The organism is Mycolicibacterium grossiae (assembly GCF_008329645.1).
In the GTDB taxonomy this organism is placed as follows: Bacteria; Actinomycetota; Actinomycetes; order Mycobacteriales; family Mycobacteriaceae; genus Mycobacterium; species Mycobacterium grossiae.
This window is the reverse complement of sequence record NZ_CP043474.1, coordinates 4,686,959-4,707,729: the sequence shown is the minus strand read 5'-3', so window position 1 is coordinate 4,707,729 and position 20,771 is coordinate 4,686,959. Positions and strand designations below refer to the sequence as shown.

General features: G+C 69.7%; 22 protein-coding genes, 1 tRNA gene and 1 other RNA gene. 16 read left to right on the top strand and 8 right to left on the bottom strand.

Translation table 11 applies throughout. From position 1 onward, the window contains the following. Positions 1 to 27 precede the first annotated feature (27 nt). Together FZ046_RS22630 and aceE are read right to left on the bottom strand one after the other, a co-directional pair. Entirely contained in the window at positions 28 to 1,317 is a 1,290-nt protein-coding gene (locus FZ046_RS22630; RefSeq protein WP_070354295.1) for a PucR family transcriptional regulator, read from the bottom strand. A gap of 129 nt (positions 1,318 to 1,446) precedes the next feature. After that, positions 1,447 to 4,236: a pyruvate dehydrogenase (acetyl-transferring), homodimeric type gene (aceE, locus tag FZ046_RS22625; RefSeq protein WP_070354296.1), complete on the bottom strand. Its 2,790-nt coding sequence runs from the start codon at positions 4,234 to 4,236 to the stop codon at positions 1,447 to 1,449. 151 nt (positions 4,237 to 4,387) lie between these two features. Between aceE and FZ046_RS22620 the strand changes: the two genes are divergently transcribed. The 5 genes from FZ046_RS22620 to FZ046_RS22600 all read left to right on the top strand — a co-directional run bounded on the left by FZ046_RS22620 (position 4,388) and on the right by FZ046_RS22600 (position 8,387). Further along, positions 4,388 to 4,960: an Rv2240c family protein gene (locus tag FZ046_RS22620; protein ID WP_246182841.1), complete on the top strand. Its 573-nt coding sequence runs from the start codon at positions 4,388 to 4,390 to the stop codon at positions 4,958 to 4,960. A 95-nt stretch (positions 4,961 to 5,055) separates the two neighbouring features. Next, the gene (locus FZ046_RS22615) at positions 5,056 to 5,478 is read left to right on the top strand and encodes a DUF3052 domain-containing protein (RefSeq protein ID WP_070354297.1); all 423 of its coding nucleotides are present in this window, start codon (positions 5,056 to 5,058) and stop codon (positions 5,476 to 5,478) included. After that, positions 5,478 to 5,942 carry a peroxiredoxin gene (locus tag FZ046_RS22610; protein WP_070354298.1) on the top strand — a complete coding sequence of 155 codons (465 nt, stop codon included), beginning with the start codon at positions 5,478 to 5,480 and terminating at the stop codon, positions 5,940 to 5,942. The genes FZ046_RS22615 and FZ046_RS22610 overlap by 1 nt, the downstream gene beginning before the upstream one ends. A 56-nt stretch (positions 5,943 to 5,998) precedes the next feature. After that, a tRNA-Val gene (locus FZ046_RS22605) sits at positions 5,999 to 6,070 on the top strand. Between the two features lie 478 nt (positions 6,071 to 6,548). Next, complete coding sequence (locus FZ046_RS22600) at positions 6,549 to 8,387, top strand: cellulase family glycosylhydrolase (protein ID WP_170292468.1); 1,839 nt, start codon at positions 6,549 to 6,551, stop codon at positions 8,385 to 8,387. 49 nt (positions 8,388 to 8,436) lie between these two features. On the opposite strand, the gene FZ046_RS22595 is transcribed toward FZ046_RS22600, so the two are convergent. The 3 genes from FZ046_RS22595 to FZ046_RS22585 are packed head-to-tail and all read right to left on the bottom strand — an operon-like array spanning position 8,437 to position 10,419. Beyond that, on the bottom strand, positions 8,437 to 9,282 hold the full coding sequence (locus tag FZ046_RS22595; RefSeq protein ID WP_070354300.1) for an SURF1 family cytochrome oxidase biogenesis protein: 846 nt from the start codon (positions 9,280 to 9,282) through the stop codon (positions 8,437 to 8,439). Next, positions 9,282 to 9,719: an arsenate reductase/protein-tyrosine-phosphatase family protein gene (locus FZ046_RS22590; RefSeq protein WP_070354330.1), complete on the bottom strand. Its 438-nt coding sequence runs from the start codon at positions 9,717 to 9,719 to the stop codon at positions 9,282 to 9,284. The genes FZ046_RS22595 and FZ046_RS22590 overlap by 1 nt, the downstream gene beginning before the upstream one ends. A gap of 52 nt (positions 9,720 to 9,771) precedes the next feature. Beyond that, the gene (locus FZ046_RS22585; protein ID WP_070354301.1) at positions 9,772 to 10,419 is read right to left on the bottom strand and encodes an HAD hydrolase-like protein; all 648 of its coding nucleotides are present in this window, start codon (positions 10,417 to 10,419) and stop codon (positions 9,772 to 9,774) included. 47 nt (positions 10,420 to 10,466) lie between these two features. On the opposite strand from FZ046_RS22585, the gene FZ046_RS22580 reads away from it, so the two are divergent. From FZ046_RS22580 to FZ046_RS22570, 3 genes are read left to right on the top strand one after another with little or no spacing between them, the layout of a single operon-like run. Then, complete coding sequence (locus FZ046_RS22580) at positions 10,467 to 11,588, top strand: Nif3-like dinuclear metal center hexameric protein (protein ID WP_070354302.1); 1,122 nt, start codon at positions 10,467 to 10,469, stop codon at positions 11,586 to 11,588. Then, positions 11,585 to 12,313, top strand: a complete 729-nt coding sequence (locus FZ046_RS22575; protein ID WP_070354303.1) for a zinc ribbon domain-containing protein — start codon at positions 11,585 to 11,587, stop codon at positions 12,311 to 12,313. Before FZ046_RS22580 ends, FZ046_RS22575 begins: the two co-directional genes overlap by 4 nt. After that, entirely contained in the window at positions 12,310 to 13,413 is a 1,104-nt protein-coding gene (locus FZ046_RS22570) for a bifunctional RNase H/acid phosphatase (protein ID WP_070354304.1), read from the top strand. The genes FZ046_RS22575 and FZ046_RS22570 overlap by 4 nt, the downstream gene beginning before the upstream one ends. Here the strand turns inward: FZ046_RS22570 and FZ046_RS22565 are convergent, their stop codons facing one another. Then, the gene (locus FZ046_RS22565; RefSeq protein WP_083298346.1) at positions 13,414 to 14,049 is read right to left on the bottom strand and encodes a type II toxin-antitoxin system RelB family anti-toxin; all 636 of its coding nucleotides are present in this window, start codon (positions 14,047 to 14,049) and stop codon (positions 13,414 to 13,416) included. Positions 14,050 to 14,097: 48 nt separating this feature from the next. On the opposite strand from FZ046_RS22565, the gene FZ046_RS28235 reads away from it, so the two are divergent. Then, complete coding sequence (locus FZ046_RS28235) at positions 14,098 to 15,654, top strand: FAD-dependent oxidoreductase (RefSeq protein WP_070354305.1); 1,557 nt, start codon at positions 14,098 to 14,100, stop codon at positions 15,652 to 15,654. 10 nt (positions 15,655 to 15,664) lie between these two features. Beyond that, positions 15,665 to 16,070: RNase P RNA component class A (gene rnpB, locus FZ046_RS22555), an RNA gene on the top strand. 23 nt (positions 16,071 to 16,093) lie between these two features. Here the strand turns inward: rnpB and FZ046_RS22550 are convergent. Next, entirely contained in the window at positions 16,094 to 17,272 is a 1,179-nt protein-coding gene (locus tag FZ046_RS22550; RefSeq protein WP_083298347.1) for a tyrosine-type recombinase/integrase, read from the bottom strand. Next, positions 17,256 to 17,951 carry a helix-turn-helix domain-containing protein gene (locus FZ046_RS22545; RefSeq protein WP_170292467.1) on the bottom strand — a complete coding sequence of 232 codons (696 nt, stop codon included), beginning with the start codon at positions 17,949 to 17,951 and terminating at the stop codon, positions 17,256 to 17,258. The genes FZ046_RS22550 and FZ046_RS22545 overlap by 17 nt, the downstream gene beginning before the upstream one ends. 106 nt (positions 17,952 to 18,057) lie before the next feature. Between FZ046_RS22545 and FZ046_RS22540 the strand changes: the two genes are divergently transcribed. The 6 genes from FZ046_RS22540 (at position 18,058) to FZ046_RS22520 (ending at position 20,626) form a co-directional block, all read left to right on the top strand. Beyond that, positions 18,058 to 18,300 carry a helix-turn-helix transcriptional regulator gene (locus FZ046_RS22540; protein WP_083298351.1) on the top strand — a complete coding sequence of 81 codons (243 nt, stop codon included), beginning with the start codon at positions 18,058 to 18,060 and terminating at the stop codon, positions 18,298 to 18,300. 180 nt (positions 18,301 to 18,480) lie between these two features. After that, positions 18,481 to 18,624, top strand: a complete 144-nt coding sequence (locus tag FZ046_RS27540; protein ID WP_170292466.1) for a hypothetical protein — start codon at positions 18,481 to 18,483, stop codon at positions 18,622 to 18,624. Then, a complete protein-coding gene (locus FZ046_RS22535; protein ID WP_070354307.1) occupies positions 18,624 to 18,809 on the top strand; it encodes a zinc finger domain-containing protein in 186 nt (61 codons plus the stop codon). Before FZ046_RS27540 ends, FZ046_RS22535 begins: the two co-directional genes overlap by 1 nt. Next, positions 18,810 to 19,316, top strand: a complete 507-nt coding sequence (locus FZ046_RS22530; RefSeq protein WP_070354308.1) for a hypothetical protein — start codon at positions 18,810 to 18,812, stop codon at positions 19,314 to 19,316. 18 nt (positions 19,317 to 19,334) lie between these two features. Beyond that, complete coding sequence (locus FZ046_RS22525; RefSeq protein WP_125939743.1) at positions 19,335 to 20,390, top strand: hypothetical protein; 1,056 nt, start codon at positions 19,335 to 19,337, stop codon at positions 20,388 to 20,390. Further along, on the top strand, positions 20,387 to 20,626 hold the full coding sequence (locus FZ046_RS22520) for a hypothetical protein (RefSeq protein ID WP_070354310.1): 240 nt from the start codon (positions 20,387 to 20,389) through the stop codon (positions 20,624 to 20,626). Before FZ046_RS22525 ends, FZ046_RS22520 begins: the two co-directional genes overlap by 4 nt. Positions 20,627 to 20,771: the final 145 nt, after the last annotated feature.

Genomic DNA, 20,771 nt, shown 5'->3' with positions numbered 1-20,771 from the left:
TCGATACCGCGTCGCGACGTTCCTTCTCTAAGAGCGCTGCCGACCTGCGCCGACGCCGACCGCCGCAGCGGGTGTTACCTGGGCCACAGCGGCAGGGGTGGTCAGGGTCGGAACGGGGGGCCGGCCGAGCCGTCCCACCGTCGTGGCAACTCTCAGCACGTAGGCGTCCCGCGGCAGCATCGGGTCGCGTCCGGTGAAGTCGGTGATCCGCTTGAGGCGGTAGCGAACCGTATTTGGATGAACGAACAGTTTGCGTGCGCACGCTTCGATGGCACCCCCGGAGTCGAGGTAGGCGTCGAGCGTCTCGGTCAGCGCCGGCCCGGCGTCGGCCAGCGGCCGCATCACCTCGGTGGCGAGGGCGGCCAGCGCCGTCTGGTCGCCCATAAGCGCGCGTTCGGGCAGGAGTTCCCTGGCCGAGACGGGGCGCGGGGCGCCGCTCCACCCCGCCACTGCGGTCATGCCGGCGATCGCCTCGACCGCGCTGTAGTGCGCGGCCGACAGCGTCGCGGCGGTCGGGCCGATCACCACCGGGCCGTCGGCGAAGACCCCCAGCAACTCCGCCAGCATGCGGTCGGTGGGGCTGAGGTGGCCCGAGACGATGGCGATCAGCCACGTGCCGTGCACGTCGGACAGCGCCGAGCGGCCGTGCCTGCCGACGATGGCATGCACGTCGTCGCTGACGAAGTCGGCACGGTCCGGGTGCGGCGAGCCGACGACGACCGTCGCCGGCGCGGTGGCATCCCAGTTGAGGGCGGCCGCCTGCGATTGCAGCTCGGCGCCGACGCTGCCACGCACCACGGCGTCGACGACGTTGGCCTCCATCCGGGTGTCCCACGCACCGCGGGCCTCCGCGGCGTCGGCGTACGCCGTGGCGGCGGCGAAGGCGAGGTCGCGGCTGTACCGCAGGATGCCCGCAGTCAGCGCCGTCACCTGCTCCTCGCTACGGGCGAGCAGCGGCACGACCTCCTCGAAGTACTCCATCGTGACCCGCACCATCTCCACCGTCTGACGCAGCGCGATGCGGCGGGTGAGTTCCTGAGGCACCACCTCGAACGCCTGCGCGGTGTAGCTGACGTTGCTGTGCGGGTCGCGCATCCACTCGACGAAGTTGACGACCGCCGTCTGCACCACGAGGTGCACGCTCGCCCGCTGCGAGGCCTCCAGGTCGGCGAAGAACGGCAGCCGCTCACCGAGGACGGCCACCGCCTCGGTCGCCAGCCGGCCGGAGTACTGCTTCAGCCGTCGCAGCGTCGAGTCGGGGATCGATTCGAGGACCTCCAGCGTGGACGCCGGCGGGACGAATCGATTGTTGGCCACCCCTAAAAGCTACGCCACCAATCTGGAGGGACCCTCCAATCGGTTGTCCCCAATCCCGCCGAGACTGCTGCCAGATCGCGAATCCGCGTCGGATCGCGATCTCACAGCAGGCTCGGCGAGCACGGAGGCCTATGCGACGCCGGGGTCCGAGGTCTGCTCCGGGGCGGCGAGCACGTCGTCGATCTCGTACTGCCGCGCCGCGGCGATCGCGACCGACGGGTCGATCTCGCCGTCGCGTGCCAGCGCCTCGAGCACCGCGACCACCACCGACTCGGCGTCGGTGTTGAAGTAGCGCCGCGCCGCGGGCCGGGTGTCGGAGAAGCCGAACCCGTCGGTGCCGAGCGTGACGTAGGTGCCGGGCACCCACGGCCGGATCTGCTCGGGCACCGCGCGCATCCAGTCGGTGACCGCGACCACCGGACCGGCGGCGTCGGCCAGGGCCGTCGTCACGTACGCCGCGCGCGGCGTGCGGTCGGGGTGGCGCATGGCCTCGCGGTCGACGGCCAGGCCGTCGCGGTTCAGCTCGCCCCAGCTCGTCACCGACCAGACGTCGGCGGCGACGTCCCACTCGGCGGCCAGCAGGTCGGCGGCGCGGACCGCCTCCGGCATCGCCACGCCCGACGCCAGGATCTGCGCGGTGCTGGCGCGCTTTTCCGTGCTGGCGCGGTAGCGGTAGAGGCCGCGCAGCAGCCCCTCGTGGTCGATGCCCTCCGGCTCGGCCGGCTGCGGGTACGGCTCGTTGTAGATCGTGATGTAGAAGTACACGTTCTCGGGGTCCTCGCCGTACATCCGGCGCAGACCGTCCTCGACGATGTAGGCGATCTCGTAGGCGAACGCCGGATCGTAGGCTACCGCCGCGGGGTTGGTGGCCGCCAGCAGCAGCGAGTGGCCGTCGGCGTGCTGCAGGCCCTCGCCCACCAGCGTGGTGCGGCCCGCGGTGGCGCCGAGGACGAAGCCGCGGGCCATCTGGTCGGCCGCCGCCCACAGACCGTCACCGGTCCGCTGGAACCCGAACATCGAGTAGAAGATGTAGATCGGGATCATCGGCACGTCGTGCGTCGCATAGGACGTGCCGACCGCCGTGAACGACGCCGTCGAGCCCGCCTCGTTGATGCCCTCGTGCAGGATCTGGCCGACCTCACTCTCCTTGTACGCCAACATGAGTTCGGCGTCCACGGCGGTGTAGAGCTGGCCGTTGCGGTTGTAGATCTTCAGGCTGGGGAACCACGAGTCCATGCCGAACGTGCGCGCCTCGTCGGGGATGATCGGCACGATGCGCTTGCCGATCTCCTTGTCGCGCAACAGTTCCTTGAACGTCCGGACGGTCGCCATGGTGGTGGCGACGGCCTGGTTGCCCGAGCCCTTCTTCAACGCCTTGTAGGTGTCCGGGCCCGGAAGCGGCAGCGCCTTGGTCTTGGTGCGGCGCTCGGGCAGGAACCCGCCGAGCGTGCGGCGCCGGTCGAGCATGTAACGGATTTCCGGAGCGTTGGGCCCGGGGTGGTAGTACGGCGGCAGGTAGGGGTTCTCCTCCAGCTGCGCGTCGCTGACCGGGATGCGCTGGGCGTCGCGGAAGTCCTTGAGGTCCTGCAGCGCCAGCTTCTTCATCTGGTGCGTGGCGTTGCGGCCCTCGAAGTGCTTGCCGAGCGTGTAGCCCTTGATGGTCTTGGCGAGGATCACCGTCGGCTGGCCCTTGTGTTCCATGGCCGCGCGGTAGGCGGCGTACACCTTGCGGTAGTCGTGGCCGCCGCGCTTGAGGTTCCAGATCTCGCCGTCGGACATCTTGTCGACGAGCGCCTTGGTGCGCGGGTCGCGGCCGAAGAAGTGGTCGCGGACGTAGGCGCCGTCGTTGGCCTTGTAGGTCTGGTAGTCCCCGTCGGGCGTGGTGTTCATCAGGTTCACCAGTGCGCCGTCGCGGTCGGCGTGCAGCAGCGCGTCCCACTCGCGACCCCACACCACCTTGATGACGTTCCAGCCGGCGCCGCGGAAGAACGACTCCAGTTCCTGAATGATCTTGCCGTTGCCGCGCACCGGCCCGTCGAGGCGCTGCAGGTTGCAGTTGATGACGAACGTGAGGTTGTCCAGCGCCTCGTTGGCCGCCACCTGGATGAGGCCGCGCGACTCGGGCTCGTCCATCTCGCCGTCGCCGAGGAACGCCCACACGTGCTGGTCGGAGGTGTCCTTGAGACCACGGTCGTGCAGGTAGTGGTTGTAGCGCGCCTGGTAGATGGCGTTCATCGGGCCCAGCCCCATCGACACCGTGGGGAACTCCCAGAAGTCGGGCATCAGCCGCGGGTGCGGGTAGGACGGCAGGCCGCCACCGGGATGGCTGTGCTCCTGGCGGAAACCATCCAGTTGGTCGGCCGTGAGGCGACCCTCGAGGTAGGCGCGGGCGTAGATGCCCGGCGACGCGTGTCCCTGGATGAAGACCTGGTCGCCGCCGCCGGGGTGGCTCTTGCCGCGGAAGAAGTGGTTGAACCCGACCTCGTACAGTGCCGCCGAGGAGGCGTACGTCGAGATGTGGCCGCCCACACCGACTCCCGGGCGTTGCGCGCGGTGCACCATGATCGCGGCGTTCCACCGGATCCAGGCGCGGTAGCGGCGCTCGACGTCCTCGTCACCGGGGAACCACGGCTCCAGTTCGGTGGGAATCGTGTTGACGTAGTCGGTGGACGTCAGCGCCGGGATGGCGACGCGTTGCTCTCCGGCGCGTTCCAACAGGCGCAACATGAGGTAGCGGGCGCGTGCCGGTCCGGACCTCTCGACCAACTGGTCGAACGACTCCAGCCATTCGGCCGTCTCGTCGGAGTCGATGTCCGGCAGGTACGAGGCGACGCCCTCCCTGATGACGCGAACCCGATCGGATTCCTTTGCGTTACTTGAGTTTTGGGCCAGGTCCTGGCGCGCGAACTCGGTGGTCAACCCACTACTCCTCGGTTGGCGGATACGTTGGGTTGGCCGCCCGTGTGGGTGACACGAACAACCACGTCCATCCTGCTCCATCTTGCCTTTGGTGCACCACCTGGGTCGATGAACCGACGGCGGACGCCACCGGCCGGTAAGTTCTCGTTCCGTGATCGGTCGGCGGTCGGGGCCTCGGCCGCGCCTGGTGGGATGCGCGCTGGGCGCGGCCGCCGCCGTCGCGATGGTCGTCGTCGGATGCCAGAGCATCACCGACGGCGCCGCAACCCTCGACGGCACCGACGTGCCGCTCTACCGGGCGTCGGTGTCGTCCTCCAGTGCGGCCTCGGCGTCCAGCTCGGCGGCCCGGGAATCCGAACGGCAGGCCAAGCGCACCCAAGCCGCGGTGCACACCGCCTGCGACGCACTCAGCACCACCAGCGTCGACGCGATCGGGGCGGTCAACGGTTACGTCACCGCCTACAACGAGAACGCCCCCGACCTCGTCGAACGGGTGGGTCCCGCGGTCGTGGCACTCGATGCCTCGGCCGCCGCGGTGTCCGAGGGAATCACCGAGCTGCTGACGCCGGAGCTGGCGGGCGCGCTGACCGAGTGGGTGGACGCCTCGCGGGCGCTGGCGGCGGCGATCTCGGCCGATGCGGGCATGTCGGAGTTCAACGCGGCGATCGACCGCGTGAACGCCGCACAGGACGCCGCGCTGGACCTCTGCGACGCCGCATATTGACCCAACTCGCGCGCCAGCACCCGCGGTTGGGCCGTAACGTGCGAGTATGGGCCGACCGACACGGCGGCGGACCCGCGGGCAGAGGGAGGACAACGGTGGTTGCGGCGGACTCGCCGAACTACGCCCAGAGGCTGGGCATCGAGAAGGATCTGGTCGTTCAGGAACTCGGCTGGGACGAGGACACCGATGACGACATCCGGTTGGACATCGAGGAGGCATCCGGCTCCGAGTTGCTCGACGAGGATGCCGACGAGGTGGTCGACGTCGTGCTGCTTTGGTGGCGCGACGACGACGGCGACCTGGTGGATCGTCTGATGGACGCGATCACGCCGCTGGCCGACGACGGCGTCATCTGGGTGGTGACGCCCAAGACGGGCAAGCCCGGGCACGTGCAGCCGGCCGAGATCGCGGAATCCGCCCCGACCGCCGGCATGGTGGTGACCTCCTCGGCGAACCTCGGCGACTGGATCGCCAGCCGCCTGGTGCAACCGAAGTCCAAGAGCAAGACCCGGAGCTGATGCTCCGCCCCGGCACGCGGGCACCGGACTTCACGCTGAAGGACCAGGCCGGCCAGCCCGTGACGCTGAGCGGTTTCGCCGGTGCGCGCAACGTGCTGCTGGTGTTCTTCCCGTCCGCCTTCACCCCGACCTGCCGCGGAGAATTGTCCGAGATCAGGGACCGTCCGGACGTCTACGCCAACGGTGCCGTCCAGACGCTGGCGATCTCGGTGGCCCCGCCGCCGGTGCACCGCGTGTGGGCCGCCGAGAACGACTTCACCTTCCCGCTGCTGTCCGATTTCTGGCCGCACGGCGCGGTGGCCCAGGCCTACGACGTCCTCGACGCGGCGAGCGGGTTCCCCAACCGTGGCACGTTCGTCGTCGACCGCTCGGGGGTCATCGTGTTCGCCGAGATGAAGCAGCCCGGCGAGCAGCGTGACCAGTCCGTCTGGGCCGACGCGCTGGGGGCGCTCGCGCCGCGCTGACCGGCCGACGAGGATTTCCGGTCGCCTGCGATCGGCGTGTAGCCTCCCCCGAGCACGGGCGTGTAGCTCAGTGGTAGAGCTCTGGTTTTACACACCAGCGGTCGGGGGTTCGAAACCCTCCGCGCCCACTCAGGACGATGATTCGCGCCGCCGCTGGCGGACTGGCTGGGTCCCTCCACACCGCTGAACGGTTTGCCGACCGGCCGCAAAAGTCTTTGCGGACGCAACTGCTAACGAGTGTTCTCCGATCGAATCTCGCGGTCGCCAAGATCGATTTTGAAGGTCTTTGCCTCCGCACCCCAGTTCGTTCATCAACTGAACGGAGCAAACGGAAATCGCCGGTGAACAAATATGTCTAGCGCGTCAAAGTGACCGATCTTGACTTTGCTAAAAGTGACGTGCTACGTCATTTTTCGAGCGCGCGAACGTTGCTGTAGCACCTATCGTCGCAGCTCAAAGCCACCTTTCATATTTCAAAAGTGATTAACGCCATGCGTGGCTGGGAACCACTTCCTGTGTCGAAAACGGCAACGCGCGGGGGCGGTGCCACTGGGATATACGAAACGAGGGCAAGTCATGTGGCAAAGCGCCAACATCCAGAGTGGATTGATCGTCAAGAGATTCGTCGTCGCCGGCGTCGCCACCGTCGCGGTATCCGCGGTGGGTGCGCTGACCCTGTCGCCGGCAATTCCGAGCGTCTCCATGGACGTTGCTGAGGCCGCAGCGATCAACGAGTCGAACACCACGATCGGCATTGCGGACTCCGATCTGTACTTCGAATCGCCGGCGGCGATCGACGCGGCGCTCGACGAGATGCAGGCGATGGGCGTCAATACCGTCCGCATCGGCATCCCGTGGGCCGGCATCAACCCGATCCCCGGCTACTACGACTGGTCGCAGTCGGACTACCTCATCAACGCCGCCGATGCGCGGGGGATGGGCATCCTCGCCGTCATCACCACCACGCCGGGCTACCAGCAGAACGGTTCGGGCGTCTACAGCGCGCCGGTCGACCCTGCCGCCTACGGCGAGTTCGCGGGCCTGGCCGCTCAGCGTTATGCCGGCAAGGTAGGCGCCTACGAGATCTGGAACGAACCGAACGCCGCGCCGTTCTACGGTCCGGCGCCGGACCCGGCGGGTTACACCGAATTGCTCAAGGCGGCCTATCCCGCCATCAAGGCGGCGGATCCCAACGCCACCGTCGTCGGCGGCGTCGTCGGGTCGACGGTCACCTACGGCAATCTCACGCTGAACCCGGTCACGTTCGTCGACCAGATGTACCAGGCCGGCGCGCAGGGCTACTTCGACGCCCTGTCGTTCCATCCGTACCAGTACACGATGCCGTTCTCCGAGGGCGGCTACCATCCGGATTCGCCGCTCAACCAGCTCGACGACATCCACGACCTGATGGTCGCCAACGGCGACGCCGGCAAGCTCATCTGGGCCAGTGAGTACGGCGAGCCGACGGCGGTCGCGACCGAAGAGCAGCAGGCGGCCTACATCCGGGACATGTTGACCACCTGGCGCCAGATCGGTTACACCGGACCGGCCTTCGTCTACACGCTGCAGGACACCGACAGCAGCAGCACCGATCCGGAGGCGACGTTCGGGCTGATCCGTAGCGACGGCACCTGGAAGCCGGCGGCCTACGTGGTGCAGGAACTCGCGCAGTCGCAGAACACCACGCCGCAGATGGCGCAGATGGCGCTGGCGCTTCCCCAGGCCGACACCGCCGATCCGGCTGCGCTCGCCACGCTGCAGCAGATCGCCGGGCCGACCGATCCCACGACGCAGACGCAGCTGACCGCCGCCACCACACAGATGGCGGCGACGGCGCCGACGGCCACGGTGACCGACCCGACCGCACCCGCCGTGGTGCAGCCCTCGGTGACTCAACCCGCTCTGGCGGAACCGACCATCGCCGCGCCGACCTTGATGCAGCCCACGCTTGCGGCCCCCGCCCCGGCGACCGCGCCGACGACGGCGAGCGCACCGGCTCCCTCGACGACGGCCGCCCCGGCACCGACGACGGCCCCGACGTCGACGGCGCCCGCCCCGGTGCAGTCGACGACCACCGCGCCGACCATGGCGGAGCCGACCATCGCCACGCCGACCATCGCCACGCCGACGCTGCAGCAGCCGACCATCGCGGTGGCTCCGACCGCGCCGGCCGACGTCCCGTCGACGAGCCTCGACCCGTCGCGCACCGTTCAGGTGCCCGACTCGACGAGCACGGCACCGAGCACCGGGACCACGGGCGGGGCGACCACCGGGACCACGGGCGGGGCGACCACCGGGACCACGGGCGGGACGACCACCGGCACGGGTACGACGGCGGGCACCACGTCGAGCAGTTCCGGCACGACGGGCGGTTCGACCGGTGGCACCACCAAGTCGAGCACCGATCAGACGAAGAAGAAGGACCGCACCGGCACCCGTCGCTGACCACCCCACGCCCGGCGGGCGGGTCTTCGGACCCGCCCGCCGTCGCGTGTCAGCGCCGGCGGCCGTAGCGGTCGGCGAGCTTCTCGTCGGCGGTCCGGGGCGCGGCCGTACTGGGGTTGGCTGTGGTGGGGGTGGGATCGGCCGGCCGGGCCGCCTTCTCGCGACGGCGCTGCTTGTACTCCGCCACCACGAAGTAGCCGACGCCGACCGGGGCGATGATCCCGAACGCGATCCACTGGATGCCGTAGGACAGGAACGGTCCGGAGTCCAGGTGCGGCAGCGGGATCACGCCCAGACCGCCCGGCTGGTCCTCGACCAGTTGCAGATAGGACCCGGCGGTCGGAATGCCGGTGACCGAGGCGATCTGGTCGGTGTTGATCGAATAGAACTGCATCGCCCCGTCCTGGCGGAACGGCTGCTTGCCGGCGGCGACCATCTCCGAGTTGCGCAGCCGGGCCGTCACCGTCACGGTGCCGTTCGGCGCCGCCGGGATGTCCGGCACCTTCGAGCCCTCCTCGGGACGGACGTAACCGCGGTCGACGAGCACGGTTGGTCCGCCCTCCACGGCGAACGGCACCAGCACCTCGAACGCCGGTTCGCCATCGACCGACCGCAACCGGGCCAGCACCTGGCCCTGCGGAAGATACCGACCGGTGGCCGTGACGCGCTTCCAGGCGTCGTCGGGTGCGGCGGAGTCGATGCGCGGCAGCACCGTGCCCACCGGCACGGGATCGGCGGTCAGGGAGGCGGAGATCTGCGCGTTCTCGCGCGAGGTCTTGGTGTTCTTGCCCAGCTGCCACGGCGCCAGCACCGTGAAGCACAGGTAGGCGAAGCCGATCACCACCACGTAGAGCGCCAGCCACTGGGGCCGCAGCAGGAAGGCGAACCGGCGCATCAGCTCACCGCCTCGCGGGTCCGCAGGTGCTCGTCCACCCAGTCGTGCAGGCCGGGCAGCGACGCCTCGATCACCGCGAAGACGTCCTCGAAATCCGATCGGGTGCCGTAGTACGGATCCTCGACGTCCAGCGCGTGCGCAGCCGAGCGCGGATCGAACGACCGCAGCATGCGCAGCCGCTCCGCGGGCACCCCGAGGTCACGCAGGATGCGGGTGTGGTTGCGTCCCATGGCCACCACCAGATCGGCGGCCAGGTGGTCGTCGTCCAGCTGCGCGGCCCGGTGATCGGCGGGGTACCCGTGGTCGACCAGCACCCGCCCGGCGCGCTCGTCGGCCGGGTCGCCGGCATGCCAGCCGCCGGTGCCGGCGCTCGTCACGCGGACCGCGTCGGCGAGACCGCGTTCGGCGATCTGGTGGGCGAACATCTTCTTGGCCATGGGGGAGCGGCAGATGTTGCCCGAGCAGACGAACGTGACGTGCACCCGTGGATCAGACACCGAGCACCTCGCGCAACTCCGCGACGGTCGCGACGCGGCCGGCGGGCACCGCGGCCGACGGGCCGTCGAAGTCGCCGGCGCCATACCCCCAGCCGACGACCACGGTGTCGATCCCGTGCGCGGCGGCCCCCAGCACGTCGTGGTCGCGGTCGCCGACCATCAGGATGTCGTCCGGCAGCGGCTCGAGCTGGGCGAGCGCATGGGCGACGACGTCGGCCTTCGACGATCGCGCGCCGTCGACGCTGGCGCCGGCGACCACCTCGAAGTGGCCGTCGAGACCGAAGTGCTCGACGATGCGCTGCGCCATGTGCTCGGCCTTCGACGTCGCGACCGCCAGCCGCACCCCCTGGGCCCGCAGGTCCGCCAGCAGTGCCGGGATGCCGTCGAAGACGCCGTTCATCGACCAGCCGCGCGTCGTGTAGTCGGCGCGGTAGGCGGCGATCGCCTCGGCGGCCCGGTCACCCAGCCCCATGCCGGCCAGCGTCACGTGCATGGGCGGCCCCACCACCAGGGCGGCCAGGTCGCCGTCGGGCACCTCGGCGCCGATGGTGGCGAGCGCATGGCGGAAGCTCGACACGATGCCGCTCGCCGAATCGGTCAGCGTGCCGTCGAGGTCGAAGATCACCAACTGGGCGCTCACCGGTCCATTGTCGCCGACTAGGGTCGTGCTGTGGCAAGGCAGATCCGGTGAGCGTGCGGCTGGCCGACGTCATCGACGTGCTCGACGCGGCGTATCCCCCCGCCCTCGCGCAGGACTGGGACTCGGTGGGTCTGGTCTGCGGTGACCCCTCGGAGCCGGTCGAGACGGTGACGGTGGCGGTCGACGCGACCGAGGCCGTGGTGGCCGACCTCCCGGAGCGCAGCCTGCTGCTCGCTCACCACCCGCTGCTGCTGCGCGGCGTCGACACGGTGGCCGCGGACACCGCGAAGGGCGCGCTGCTGCACCGGTTGATCCGCCGCGGCAGCGCGCTGTTCACCGCGCACACCAATGCCGACGCCGCCGCGCCCGGGGTGTCCGACGCGCTCGCCGGTGCCCTGGGCCTGACCGTCGAGGACGTGCTGGACCCGCAGTCCGACGGGCGCCGCCTCGACAAGTGGGTGCTCTTCGTTCCGGACGACGCCGCGGTCGCGGTCCGAGAGGCGGTGTTCGCGGCCGGCGCCGGTCGACTCGGCGACTACTCGCACTGCTGCTGGAGCACCGGCGGCACGGGTCAGTTCCTGCCCCGCGACGGGGCGACGCCGGCGATCGGCCGCGTGGGGGAGATCGAGCACGTGACCGAACGACGCATCGAGGTCATCGCGCCGGCGTCGCGCCGCGCCGACGTGCTCGCCGCGCTCCGCGCCGCCCACCCGTACGAGGAGCCCGCCTTCGACGTCTTCGCGCTCGCCCCGCTGCCCAGCGGGACGGGTCTCGGCCGGGTGTGCAGCCTGTCCGAACCGGAACCATTGTCCGCCTTCGTCTCCCGCGTCGCGCACCGGCTTCCCGCGACGACGTGGGGCGTCCGCGCCGCCGGAGATCCGGAGGCGACGGTGTCGCGCGTGGCGGTGTGCGGCGGGGCGGGCGACTCGCTGCTCGGCGCGGCGGTGTCGGCCGGCGTGCAGGTCTACCTCACCGCGGACCTGCGGCATCATCCGGCGGACGAGCACCTGCGCGCGTCCGACGTGGCCTTGGTGGACGTGGCCCACTGGGCCAGCGAACAACCCTGGTGTGGGCAGGCCGCCGACCTGTTGCGCCGCCACTTCGGCGGTGCTCTCGAGGTGCGGGCGAGCGCCGCCCGCACCGATCCGTGGAACGTGGAGTATGCATGAAAGCCGATGTCGCACAACAACGCCTGCTGGGCGAGCTGACCGTCCTGGACGCCGAGATCGGCCGCCTGACCCACCGGGCACGGAACCTGGCCGAGCAGCAGCGCCTCGACGAGGTCGTCACCGAGCACCGGGCCGCAGCCGACCGGGCGGCGGCGCTGACCATCGCGCTCGGCGACCTCGACGGTGAGATCGCCAGGTTCGACGCCGAGATCCACTCGGTGCGCCAGCGCGAGGACCGGGACCGCAACCTGCTGGCGTCGGGCACCGTGAACGCCAAGCAGCTCACCGAACTGCAGCATGAACTCGAGACGCTGCAGCGGCGTCAGGCCAGCCTCGAGGACGACCAGCTGGAGGTCATGGAGCGCCGCGAGGAGCTGCAGAACCAGCGCGACGACGCCCAGCGCGCCGCCGACGAGCTGCATGCGGCCGTGGTGACCGCCCAGGTGGCGCGCGACCAGGCGCTGGTCGAGATCGACGACGCGCGAGAGGTTGCCCAGCGGCGGCGCGCCGAACTCGTCACGAACGTCTCCGCGGACCTGGTGACGCTCTACGACCGCCAACGGGCGGGCGGGGGACCGGGAGCCGGTGTGCTGCAGGGGCGTCGGTGCGGCGCCTGCCGCATCGAGATCGACCGCGCCGACATGGCCCGCATCACCGCGGCCGCCGAGGACGACGTGCTGCGCTGCCCGGAGTGCGGTGCGGTCCTGCTGCGGGAGGCGCGATGAAGGTCGTGATGGAGGCCGACGGCGGCTCGCGCGGCAACCCCGGCCCCGCCGGCTACGGCGCCGTCGTCTGGTCGGCCGACCACGCCGACGTGCTGGCCGAGCGACGCGAGTCGATCGGTATCGCGACCAACAACGTCGCCGAATATCGGGGCCTCGTGGCCGGTTTGACGGCGGCCGCGGACGTCGGGGCCACCGAGGTGGACGTGCGGATGGACTCCAAGCTCGTCGTCGAGCAGATGGCCGGTCGGTGGCGAGTGAAGCACCCCGACCTCGCCCCGCTGCACCAGCAGGCACGCGCGCTCGCGGATCGATTCGACCGGGTGAGCTACGGCTGGATCCCGCGCGAGCGCAACGCCCATGCCGACAAGCTGGCCAACGAGGCGATGGATGGGGCCGCCGGGACCCCCGGCGCGCCGGTCGACGCGGCGGTCGCGGAGACCCCGGCCGGCGCGGCGACGTCGGCGCCCTCGGGTTGGTCCGGCGCGCGTGGCGCGCCGACGCGGTTCTTGCTGCTGCGGCATGGGCAGACCGAGCTGTCGGTCGGACGCCGGTACTCCGGACGTGGCAACCCGCCGCTGACCGACCTGGGACGCGCGCAGGCCGAGGCCGCCGCCGCGCACCTCGCCGACCGCGGCGGCGTCGCGGCGGTCATCAGCTCGCCGCTGCAGCGTGCGCTCATCACCGCCGACGCCGCGGCCCGAGGTCTGGGGCTCGACGTCCGGGTGGACGACGACCTGATCGAGACCGACTTCGGCGAGTGGGAGGGCCTCACGTTCGCCGAGGCGTCCGAACGCGACCCGGACGTGCACTCGACGTGGTTGCGCGACACCAGCTTGGCGCCGCCCGGCGGGGAGAGCTTCGATGACGTTGCCGTGCGGGTGCGGCGAGCGCGCGACCGGATCGTCGACGCCTACGGTGGCGCCACGGTGCTGGTGGTCTCGCACGTGACGCCGATCAAGACGATCCTGCGGCTGGCGCTCGACGCGGGGGAGGGCGTGCTGTACCGGCTGCACCTCGACCTGGCGTCGCTGTCGGTCGCCGAGTTCTATCCCGACGGGGCGTCCTCGGTGCGCCTGGTGAACCAGACCTCGTACCTGTAGTCAGGTGTGCAGGTGCACCCGCTCGCCGTGCTGGCCGAAGATGGCCACGGCCTCGACCGGCCCGTCGACGGTGCCGAACCAGTGTGGCGTCCACGTCGAGAACTCCACCGCTTCACCGGGTTTGACGATCATGTCGCGCTCGCCGAGCAGCAGCCGCAGCTTGCCGGACATGACGTAGAGCCACTCCTGGCCGTCGTGCACGGGTAGTTCGTCGGGAGGCGTCCGGCGGCGTGCGCTGACGCGGATCTTGTAGGCGTGCAATCCGCCCGCCGGACCGCTGCGGGTCAGCGGCCAGAAGGTCACGCCGTTGGCGGTGTGCGACGCCCCGCGCACCCGCGGGTCCGGCGTTTCGGGTGCCCGCATCAGGTCGTCGGTGGTGACCGACAGCGCCGACGCCAGCCGCGGTAGGTGGTCGAGGGCCAACCGGCGCTTGCCGGACTCCAGCCTGCTGAGCGTCGACACGTCGATGTCGGCCCGTGACGCCACCTCCTCGAGCGTCATGCCGCGCTGCGTGCGGAGTTCGCGCAGTCGGCGGCGGACGCGGGCGTCGACGTCGTCGTGCTGTCGGGCTTCGTGCTGTCGGGCGGCGTGCTGTCCGGCGTCGTGCTGTGCGGCGGTACGGTCCTTTGCCTGCATGGCAAGACAGCTTGGCACCTGGTCGCATCCGGGGGCAAGGTCGAGGGCATGACCGACACATGGGATTGCATCGTCGTGGGCGGCGGCGCCGCGGGTCTCAGCGCAGCGCTGGTCCTGGGCCGGGCTCGGCGTCGAACGCTGCTGGTGGACGCGGGAGCGCCCAGCAACGCGTCGGCACACGGCATCGGTGGCTTGCTCGGACACGACGGCCGGCCGCCGGCCGAACTGTACGCACGCGGTCGCGCCGAGGTGGCCGCCTACCCCGACGTCGAGGTCCGGAGCGGCGAGGTGATCGGCGGGCACCGGGGTTTCACCGTCGCGCTCGCCGACGGCAGCACCGAACGCGCCCGCACCGTGCTGCTGGCCACGGGCCTGGAGTACCGGCCGCCCGCGATCGCGGGGGTCGAACCGCTCTGGGGCCGTTCGGTGTTCCACTGTCCGTTCTGTCACGGGTGGGAGGTGCGCGACCAGCCGGTGGCGGTGGTCGCCGCCGGGGACCGCGCCCTGCACTCGGCGCTGATGATCCGCGGCTGGACCGACGACGTCGTGGTGCTGCCGAACGGCGGCGACCTGTCCGACGAGGCGCGCACTGCCCTGGCGGCCGCGGGCATCGGGACCGACGATCGCGCCGTCACCCGGTTTGCCTCCTCCGATGGCGTGCTGACCGCCGTCGAATTCGCCGACGGCGGCGTGCTCGAGCGCCGTGCGGCGCTGGTCGCCACGACGCTGCACCAGCGCTCGTCGCTTTCCGCGCAGCTCGGCGCCGCGGTCCGGCCGAGCCCGCTCGCGCTCGACGCTCTGCACGTCGACGAGTTCGGGCGCACGTCGGTGCCGGGCCTGTTCGCCGCCGGCGACCTCGCCGCGCAGCTTCCGCAGGTCGCTGCCGCGGTGGCATCGGGAAGCCTGGCCGCGGCGGCGGTGGTGCAGACGCTCGCCGGCGAGGACGTCGGGCTGCCGGTGCCGCCGTGGCCCACCGTGGCCGTACCGGCCCAAGAGCACTGGGAGCGGCACTACGGGGCGCGGGAGAAGGTCTGGAGCGGCCGGGTGAACCCCCAGCTGGCGACCGTGGTCGAGGACCTGCCCGCCGGCCGGGCACTGGACCTCGGGTGCGGCGAGGGTGGCGACGCGGTGTGGCTCGCCGAGCGCGGCTGGCACGTCACCGCCGTCGACATCTCCGAGACCGCCCTGGCGCGGGCACGGGCCGAGGCGCAGGCCCGCGGGGTCGCCGACGGCATCGACTTCGCCCAGTACGACCTGTCCGACGGCTTCCCCGACGGGACGTTCGACCTGGTGTCCGCGCAGTTCCTGCACTCGACGGTGCGCCTGGAACGACCGACGATCCTGCGCGCTGCCGCGGCCGCCGTGTCGCCCGGCGGTCACCTGGTGATCGTGGACCACGGCGGCATGCCGCCGGGATCCACGATGACCCACCACGACCACCCGTTCCCCGCGCCCGAGGAGGTGCTGGCCGGCCTCGACCTGCCGGACGAGCAGTGGGACCGGGTGCGGGTGGAGGCCGTCACCCGCCAGGCCACCGGACCCGACGGTGGGCATGTCGACCTCGTCGACAACGTCATGGTCCTGCGGCGGATTGGAGTAGCCTGATCGGCGCGGACGAGTTGGCCGGGCGGCCGCGGACACCGGGTTCTCCCGGTGTTCGAGGAAAGTCCGGACTTCACAGAGCAGGGTGATTGCCAACGGCAATCCGAGGTGACTCGCGGGAAAGTGCCACAGAGAACAGACCGCCGCCGGCGGGTCCTAGGACTCGACGGGGGTAAGGGTGAAACGGTGCGGTAAGAGCGCACCAGCACCCCGGGTGACCGGGGTGGCTCGGCAAACCCCACCCGAAGCAAGGCCAAGAAGGCCGCGACCCGGTCGCGGCTGCGCAGGTGTCCGAGGGTTGCTCGCCCGAGCCTGCGGGTAGGCCGCTCGAGGCACCCGGTGACGGTGTGTCCAGATGGATGGTCGCCGCCCCGCCTCCCGGCGGGGAACAGAATCCGGCTTACAGGCCAACTCGTCCGCCCCGACGCGTCTAGCTGCACCTTCACTCCGCAGCCACCCCGCCCGTCCGCAGTTCGTCCGCAGCGGCACCGAGCACCGTGTCGATGGCATCGCGTGTGCGGTCATCGGAGTCCGGCCACAAGTGCGAGTAGGTGTCCAACGTTTCGACCGCACTGGCGTGCCCGAGGCGGGCCTGCACCGTCTTGACACTCTCTCCGTGACGGATCAGCAAGCTCGCGTAGTAGTGCCGCAGCGAATGAAAGCCGGTGCCCTTTGGCAACCCCGCGGTCTTGACGGCGCGACGCCACTTGTGGCCGAACGCCGACCGGCCGATGGGCTTGCCCGACAGGGTGAAGATCAGTCCGTCGTCGCCGGCCGGGAACGCCGCCAGGTGAGCAGCGAGCGCGTCGACCACCACGGTGGGTAGCGGGATCGTCCGGTCGCTGGCGTCGGTCTTCGGCGGTCCGAGCGTCGGCGCGGTGCCCGACACCGTGACCAGTTGCCGATCCACCTTCACCGTGCGCTCGAGGAACTTGACTCGGTCGACGGTCAGGCCGAAGCACTCGCCCTGCCGCATGCCCGTGCCGGCCGCCAGCGTCACCAAAGCTTGCAACGACCCCGGGAGCGCGTCGCGCACCGCGTACACCTGGTCGGTGGTTAACGGCTCGATCTGCGTCCGTTCCCTCTTCGGCAGCTTCGTTCCCTCGCACGGATTCGCGACGATGCGACGGTCACGGATGGCCGACTTCATGATGGTCGACACCACGCCGTGCACCACCCCGACGGTCGCCGGCGCGAGGTCAAGGCTCCTCACCCACGCCTGAATGTCGCTTGGAAGGATCGACGACAGGGGTCGCGCCCCCAGCGTCGGGTACGCGTGTCTGCGCAACATCGTCTCGACATGCGCCCGGGAGCTGGGTCGCTGAACCTGAATCTCCCGCCACCGCTCCGCGTACTCACGGAAAGTGATGCGCCCGGCCTTCGGGTCGACGTACTGACCCGTCACCACTGCGGCAGTGAACTCATCAATCCACCGCTGCGCGTCGACCTTTCGACTGAAGCCCTTCGCATGCTCGCGCCCCGTGTCGTCGACATAGCGGGCACGCCAACGGAGCCCGACTCCGTGCGACTTACTCGGCACCGTCTGCAACTTGCCGTCCACGCGGACGGTCTTGTTCCACCGGTCCTCAACCCCGGCGCGGCGGTTACGTGTCTGCGCCATCACCGCCCCCAGGGTGGTCGGTGTCTCGCGGAATTAAACCTTGCAGGCCGCGCCCCAGCGCCGCGGCTTCTTCCTCATCGGTGAGGTCGACTTCGCTCTCGGGGAACGGAATATCAGTAATTACGCCATTCATCATCGCTTCAATAAGAGCGGTGATCTTGATGGCAAGTTCGCCGTCCGTCGTGAAGGCCCGTGCCGAATTATTTGGGTCGTTGTCATAGATGCGTTCGATCCGCTGTAGGACCCAAGCGAAGTATTCGTCGACCGTTTTCGGCACCCATTTCGAGTTGCCGTCATCGAACGTCTCGAAAAGCGACGGATGCTTGCTGAGAGCCTCGGCAATCTCAAGGTAAGCGTCGGCCATCTCGACCGCCGCCGCTCGAGCGACATGCATGCTGCTATTGGCGGCTTCCCTGGATTTCCGGAGCCACTCCTCCGGCGGTACAGCGCCGCCGAATACCAATCGGTCGAGATCGACGTCCAGTGCTTTCGCGATTGACGCAGCTTCACCGAGCCGAACGGCGCGTACGCCTTGCTCGATTCGAGAAACCGCAGAGGCGTCAACGCCGATCAGATCGGCAAGTCTTCGTTGAGTCCACTTGCGCTGCTGGCGATGTGCCCGCACGCGCTGCCCAAACGCTGCTTCAGCCTGCAGGGGGTCAGCCGCGCTGTCTTGCACGTGGCACATCGTAATGCTTGACGCGCACATCAAACAAGCCCCACAATGGTCATGCGGATGCAGCATGAGGATGCGCCGCAAGCATCTCAAGCGAGAGGAGTGGTGGATGGGCGAAGTACGCGAGGCCGTCGAGCGGGATGACGACGACGACATCATCCGAGTGCCCGAGGTAGCTCGTATGACAGGAGCACCGCAGGGCTCGGTGAGGTATTGGGACAGCACCGGAGTCGGTCCGCCGAGCTTCAAGCTGCAGGGCCGGCGGGTCTACCGCCGAGGTGCGGTGCGCCGTTGGATCGAACAGCAGGAACAGGCGGCAGCCGATCAGCGCGGCGGCGGAGACGCAGCCTGATGTCTCACCCGCACACCACGCAACTGGACCGGGACGTCATCGAGGACATGCAGCTCGTCGACGACGACCGCACCGAGGACATGCGAACGAATATGCGAACGCGGCCCCCGCGAGATCCAGCGTTGGCGCGCTGGGCGAGGGCCGTGCGGACCCAACCATCAGCAAGAGAGTGAGTCACTAGTGACTGTACCCAACCCCCGCGGTCGCCGGGATTCGAACGGCAAGACCGTCGACCCCCGGCACGCGCATGCCCCTGGCCTCCCCGCGGAGCTGCAGAAGATCCTCGCGAAGGCACTGGCGTCCGGCTACGGGAAGAAGTCCTAGTGGGGCGCCGCCGGTATCAGCCGTTCTCGGCGGTCGACCCCTTCACCGTCGACTGCGGGTTCTGCGACGCGCCGGCCGGGACCCAGTGCACCAACCTGGTGACCGGCAAGCCCGTCGTCCACTTCGCCGCCCACGCCGAACGGGTCCGGGCCGCCGAGGACGCCCGTGGGGAGGCCGACGAGTAGATGACTGACGCGCGGATCCCCGATCGGTGGCTGCAGGACAGGCGTCTGCAGCGGCTGAACGACGCGCACTTCCGGGCGTTCATCACCTCGTTGGTGTGGTCAGTTACCAACCGCACCGACGGGGTGATCGAACCCGAAGACCTGGGCCTCATCCCCAACTTCGCCGCGAAGAGCGTCCAGGCCATGGTGGCCGCCGGTCTCTGGCAACCGCTTGAGAAGGGCTGGCTGATCACCGACTACGTGGTGACGCAGACGTCGAAGGACCAGCTGGTGGCACTCGAGAACATGCGGGCGCGGGAGCGGCAGAAGAAGGCTCGTCAGCGCGCTCAGAAGAAGGGTGATGGTGCTGCCGTCCCCGGGACTGTCCCCGGGGACGTCCCTTGGGACAACACAGGACAGGACAGGCCAGGCAAGGACAGGCCAGGAGAAGGTGACCACCCGACGTCGGTGCCGGACCACCCGAGGTGGCGTGGCGCGGGTTCGGATCCCTTCCAGGAATACAACTAGTCAAGGAGAACAAGAGGCATGAGTGAAGTGGTGACCACCGAGGCGCACGACGTCGTGGTGATGTTGGGTCGGGAAGATGCGGAGCGGCTGGACGGTCGTATCCGTCGTCTGGCCGAGAGTGCGCGTGCGCAGCTGGTGAAGGTGGCCGAGCTGGTGGAGGAGGCCAAGCAGGGCCGCATCCATGAGGCGTTGGGGTACAAGTCGTGGCCGGCGTATCTGATGGACGCGCTGGGCGGCCGGCTGCAATTGCCGGGGGAGGACCGCCTGGAGGTGGTGGCGTACCTGGCGGGTGAGGGCATGTCGACGCGGGCGATCGCGTCGGTGACGGGTGTGTCGAAGTCGACTGTGGCGAACGATCTTTCGCAGGTGTCCAGTGGTTGGACACCTGGCCCCGATGCAGGTGTCCAGGAGTTGGACACCTCATCGTCGGACGCCGCGGTGGAGGTGTTGCCGCCGTCGGAGACGATCACGACGGTGGACGGGAAATCGTTCAAGCGGGAGAAGTCGAAGCCCAAGTCGGCGCCGGTGGTCACTCCGCGGAAGGTGGTGGAGCGCATCGCCCCGCGCCTGGACGGCATGGTGATGGCAATCGACGGCTTGGACCCGGCCGAGGTCGACGGCGACGCGGTGCGGGAGAAGGTCGACGTAATCCGCGACGCGGTGGGGAAGCTGACGACGTTCATCGACAAGGTGTCCCCGCCGAAGCCGGTCGAGGTGGCGGCCGAGTCGGAGTCGGGGCGCAAGGTGCAGATCCCGACGGCGTTCCGCCGCAACGTCGGTGAAGCACTCGAGCTGCTGAAGGCCGTCGACCGTCTGCGCATGGATCCGCGGTGGGATAAGGCAGCCGACCGCTTCAAGACGGAGGACCGCATCTCCGTGGGCGTGCTGCTGACACTGGTGTCCGAGCTTCACAAGACTCTGGGCGGCGACGGCATGCCCGTGACGGGCGACCCCCTCGAAGGGTTTGTTGAGGCTACGGACGAACAGCTTGCCGCGCTATCAGCACCGTCCCCGACGCCGGCCTCCGGTCGCCCGTCTCCGGCGTCGATGCCGCGCCGCAAGGAGGCAGTGTGACGCTTTTCGAGGTCGACCCGACGCACGTGATCGTCAAGTACAAGACCGGCACCCGTCAGGACTGGATCGACAGCGGCGAGGACGTGTTCCCCATCGTCGGCCGGGATGGGAAGGAGTGGTTGGTCGACATGCAGGGCGAAACCCTGTCGCTCACCGACTTTCTCGTCGTCTTCCCGACCCCTCTCGACCCGGACGTGTTCACCACGTGGAGCTTCGATTGGAGGGCTGCCGTATGAGCGCGGGCTACGGCGCCGGCCTGCTGCTGGCCCTCGCTGGCGCGCCAAAGTTACCCGGCGCTCGGTGCCGCGGCCGGTCGCATCTCTTCGATGCCGGCGAGTCCGATGAGGACAAAGCGGTTGTCGCAGAACGGTATGAGGCGGC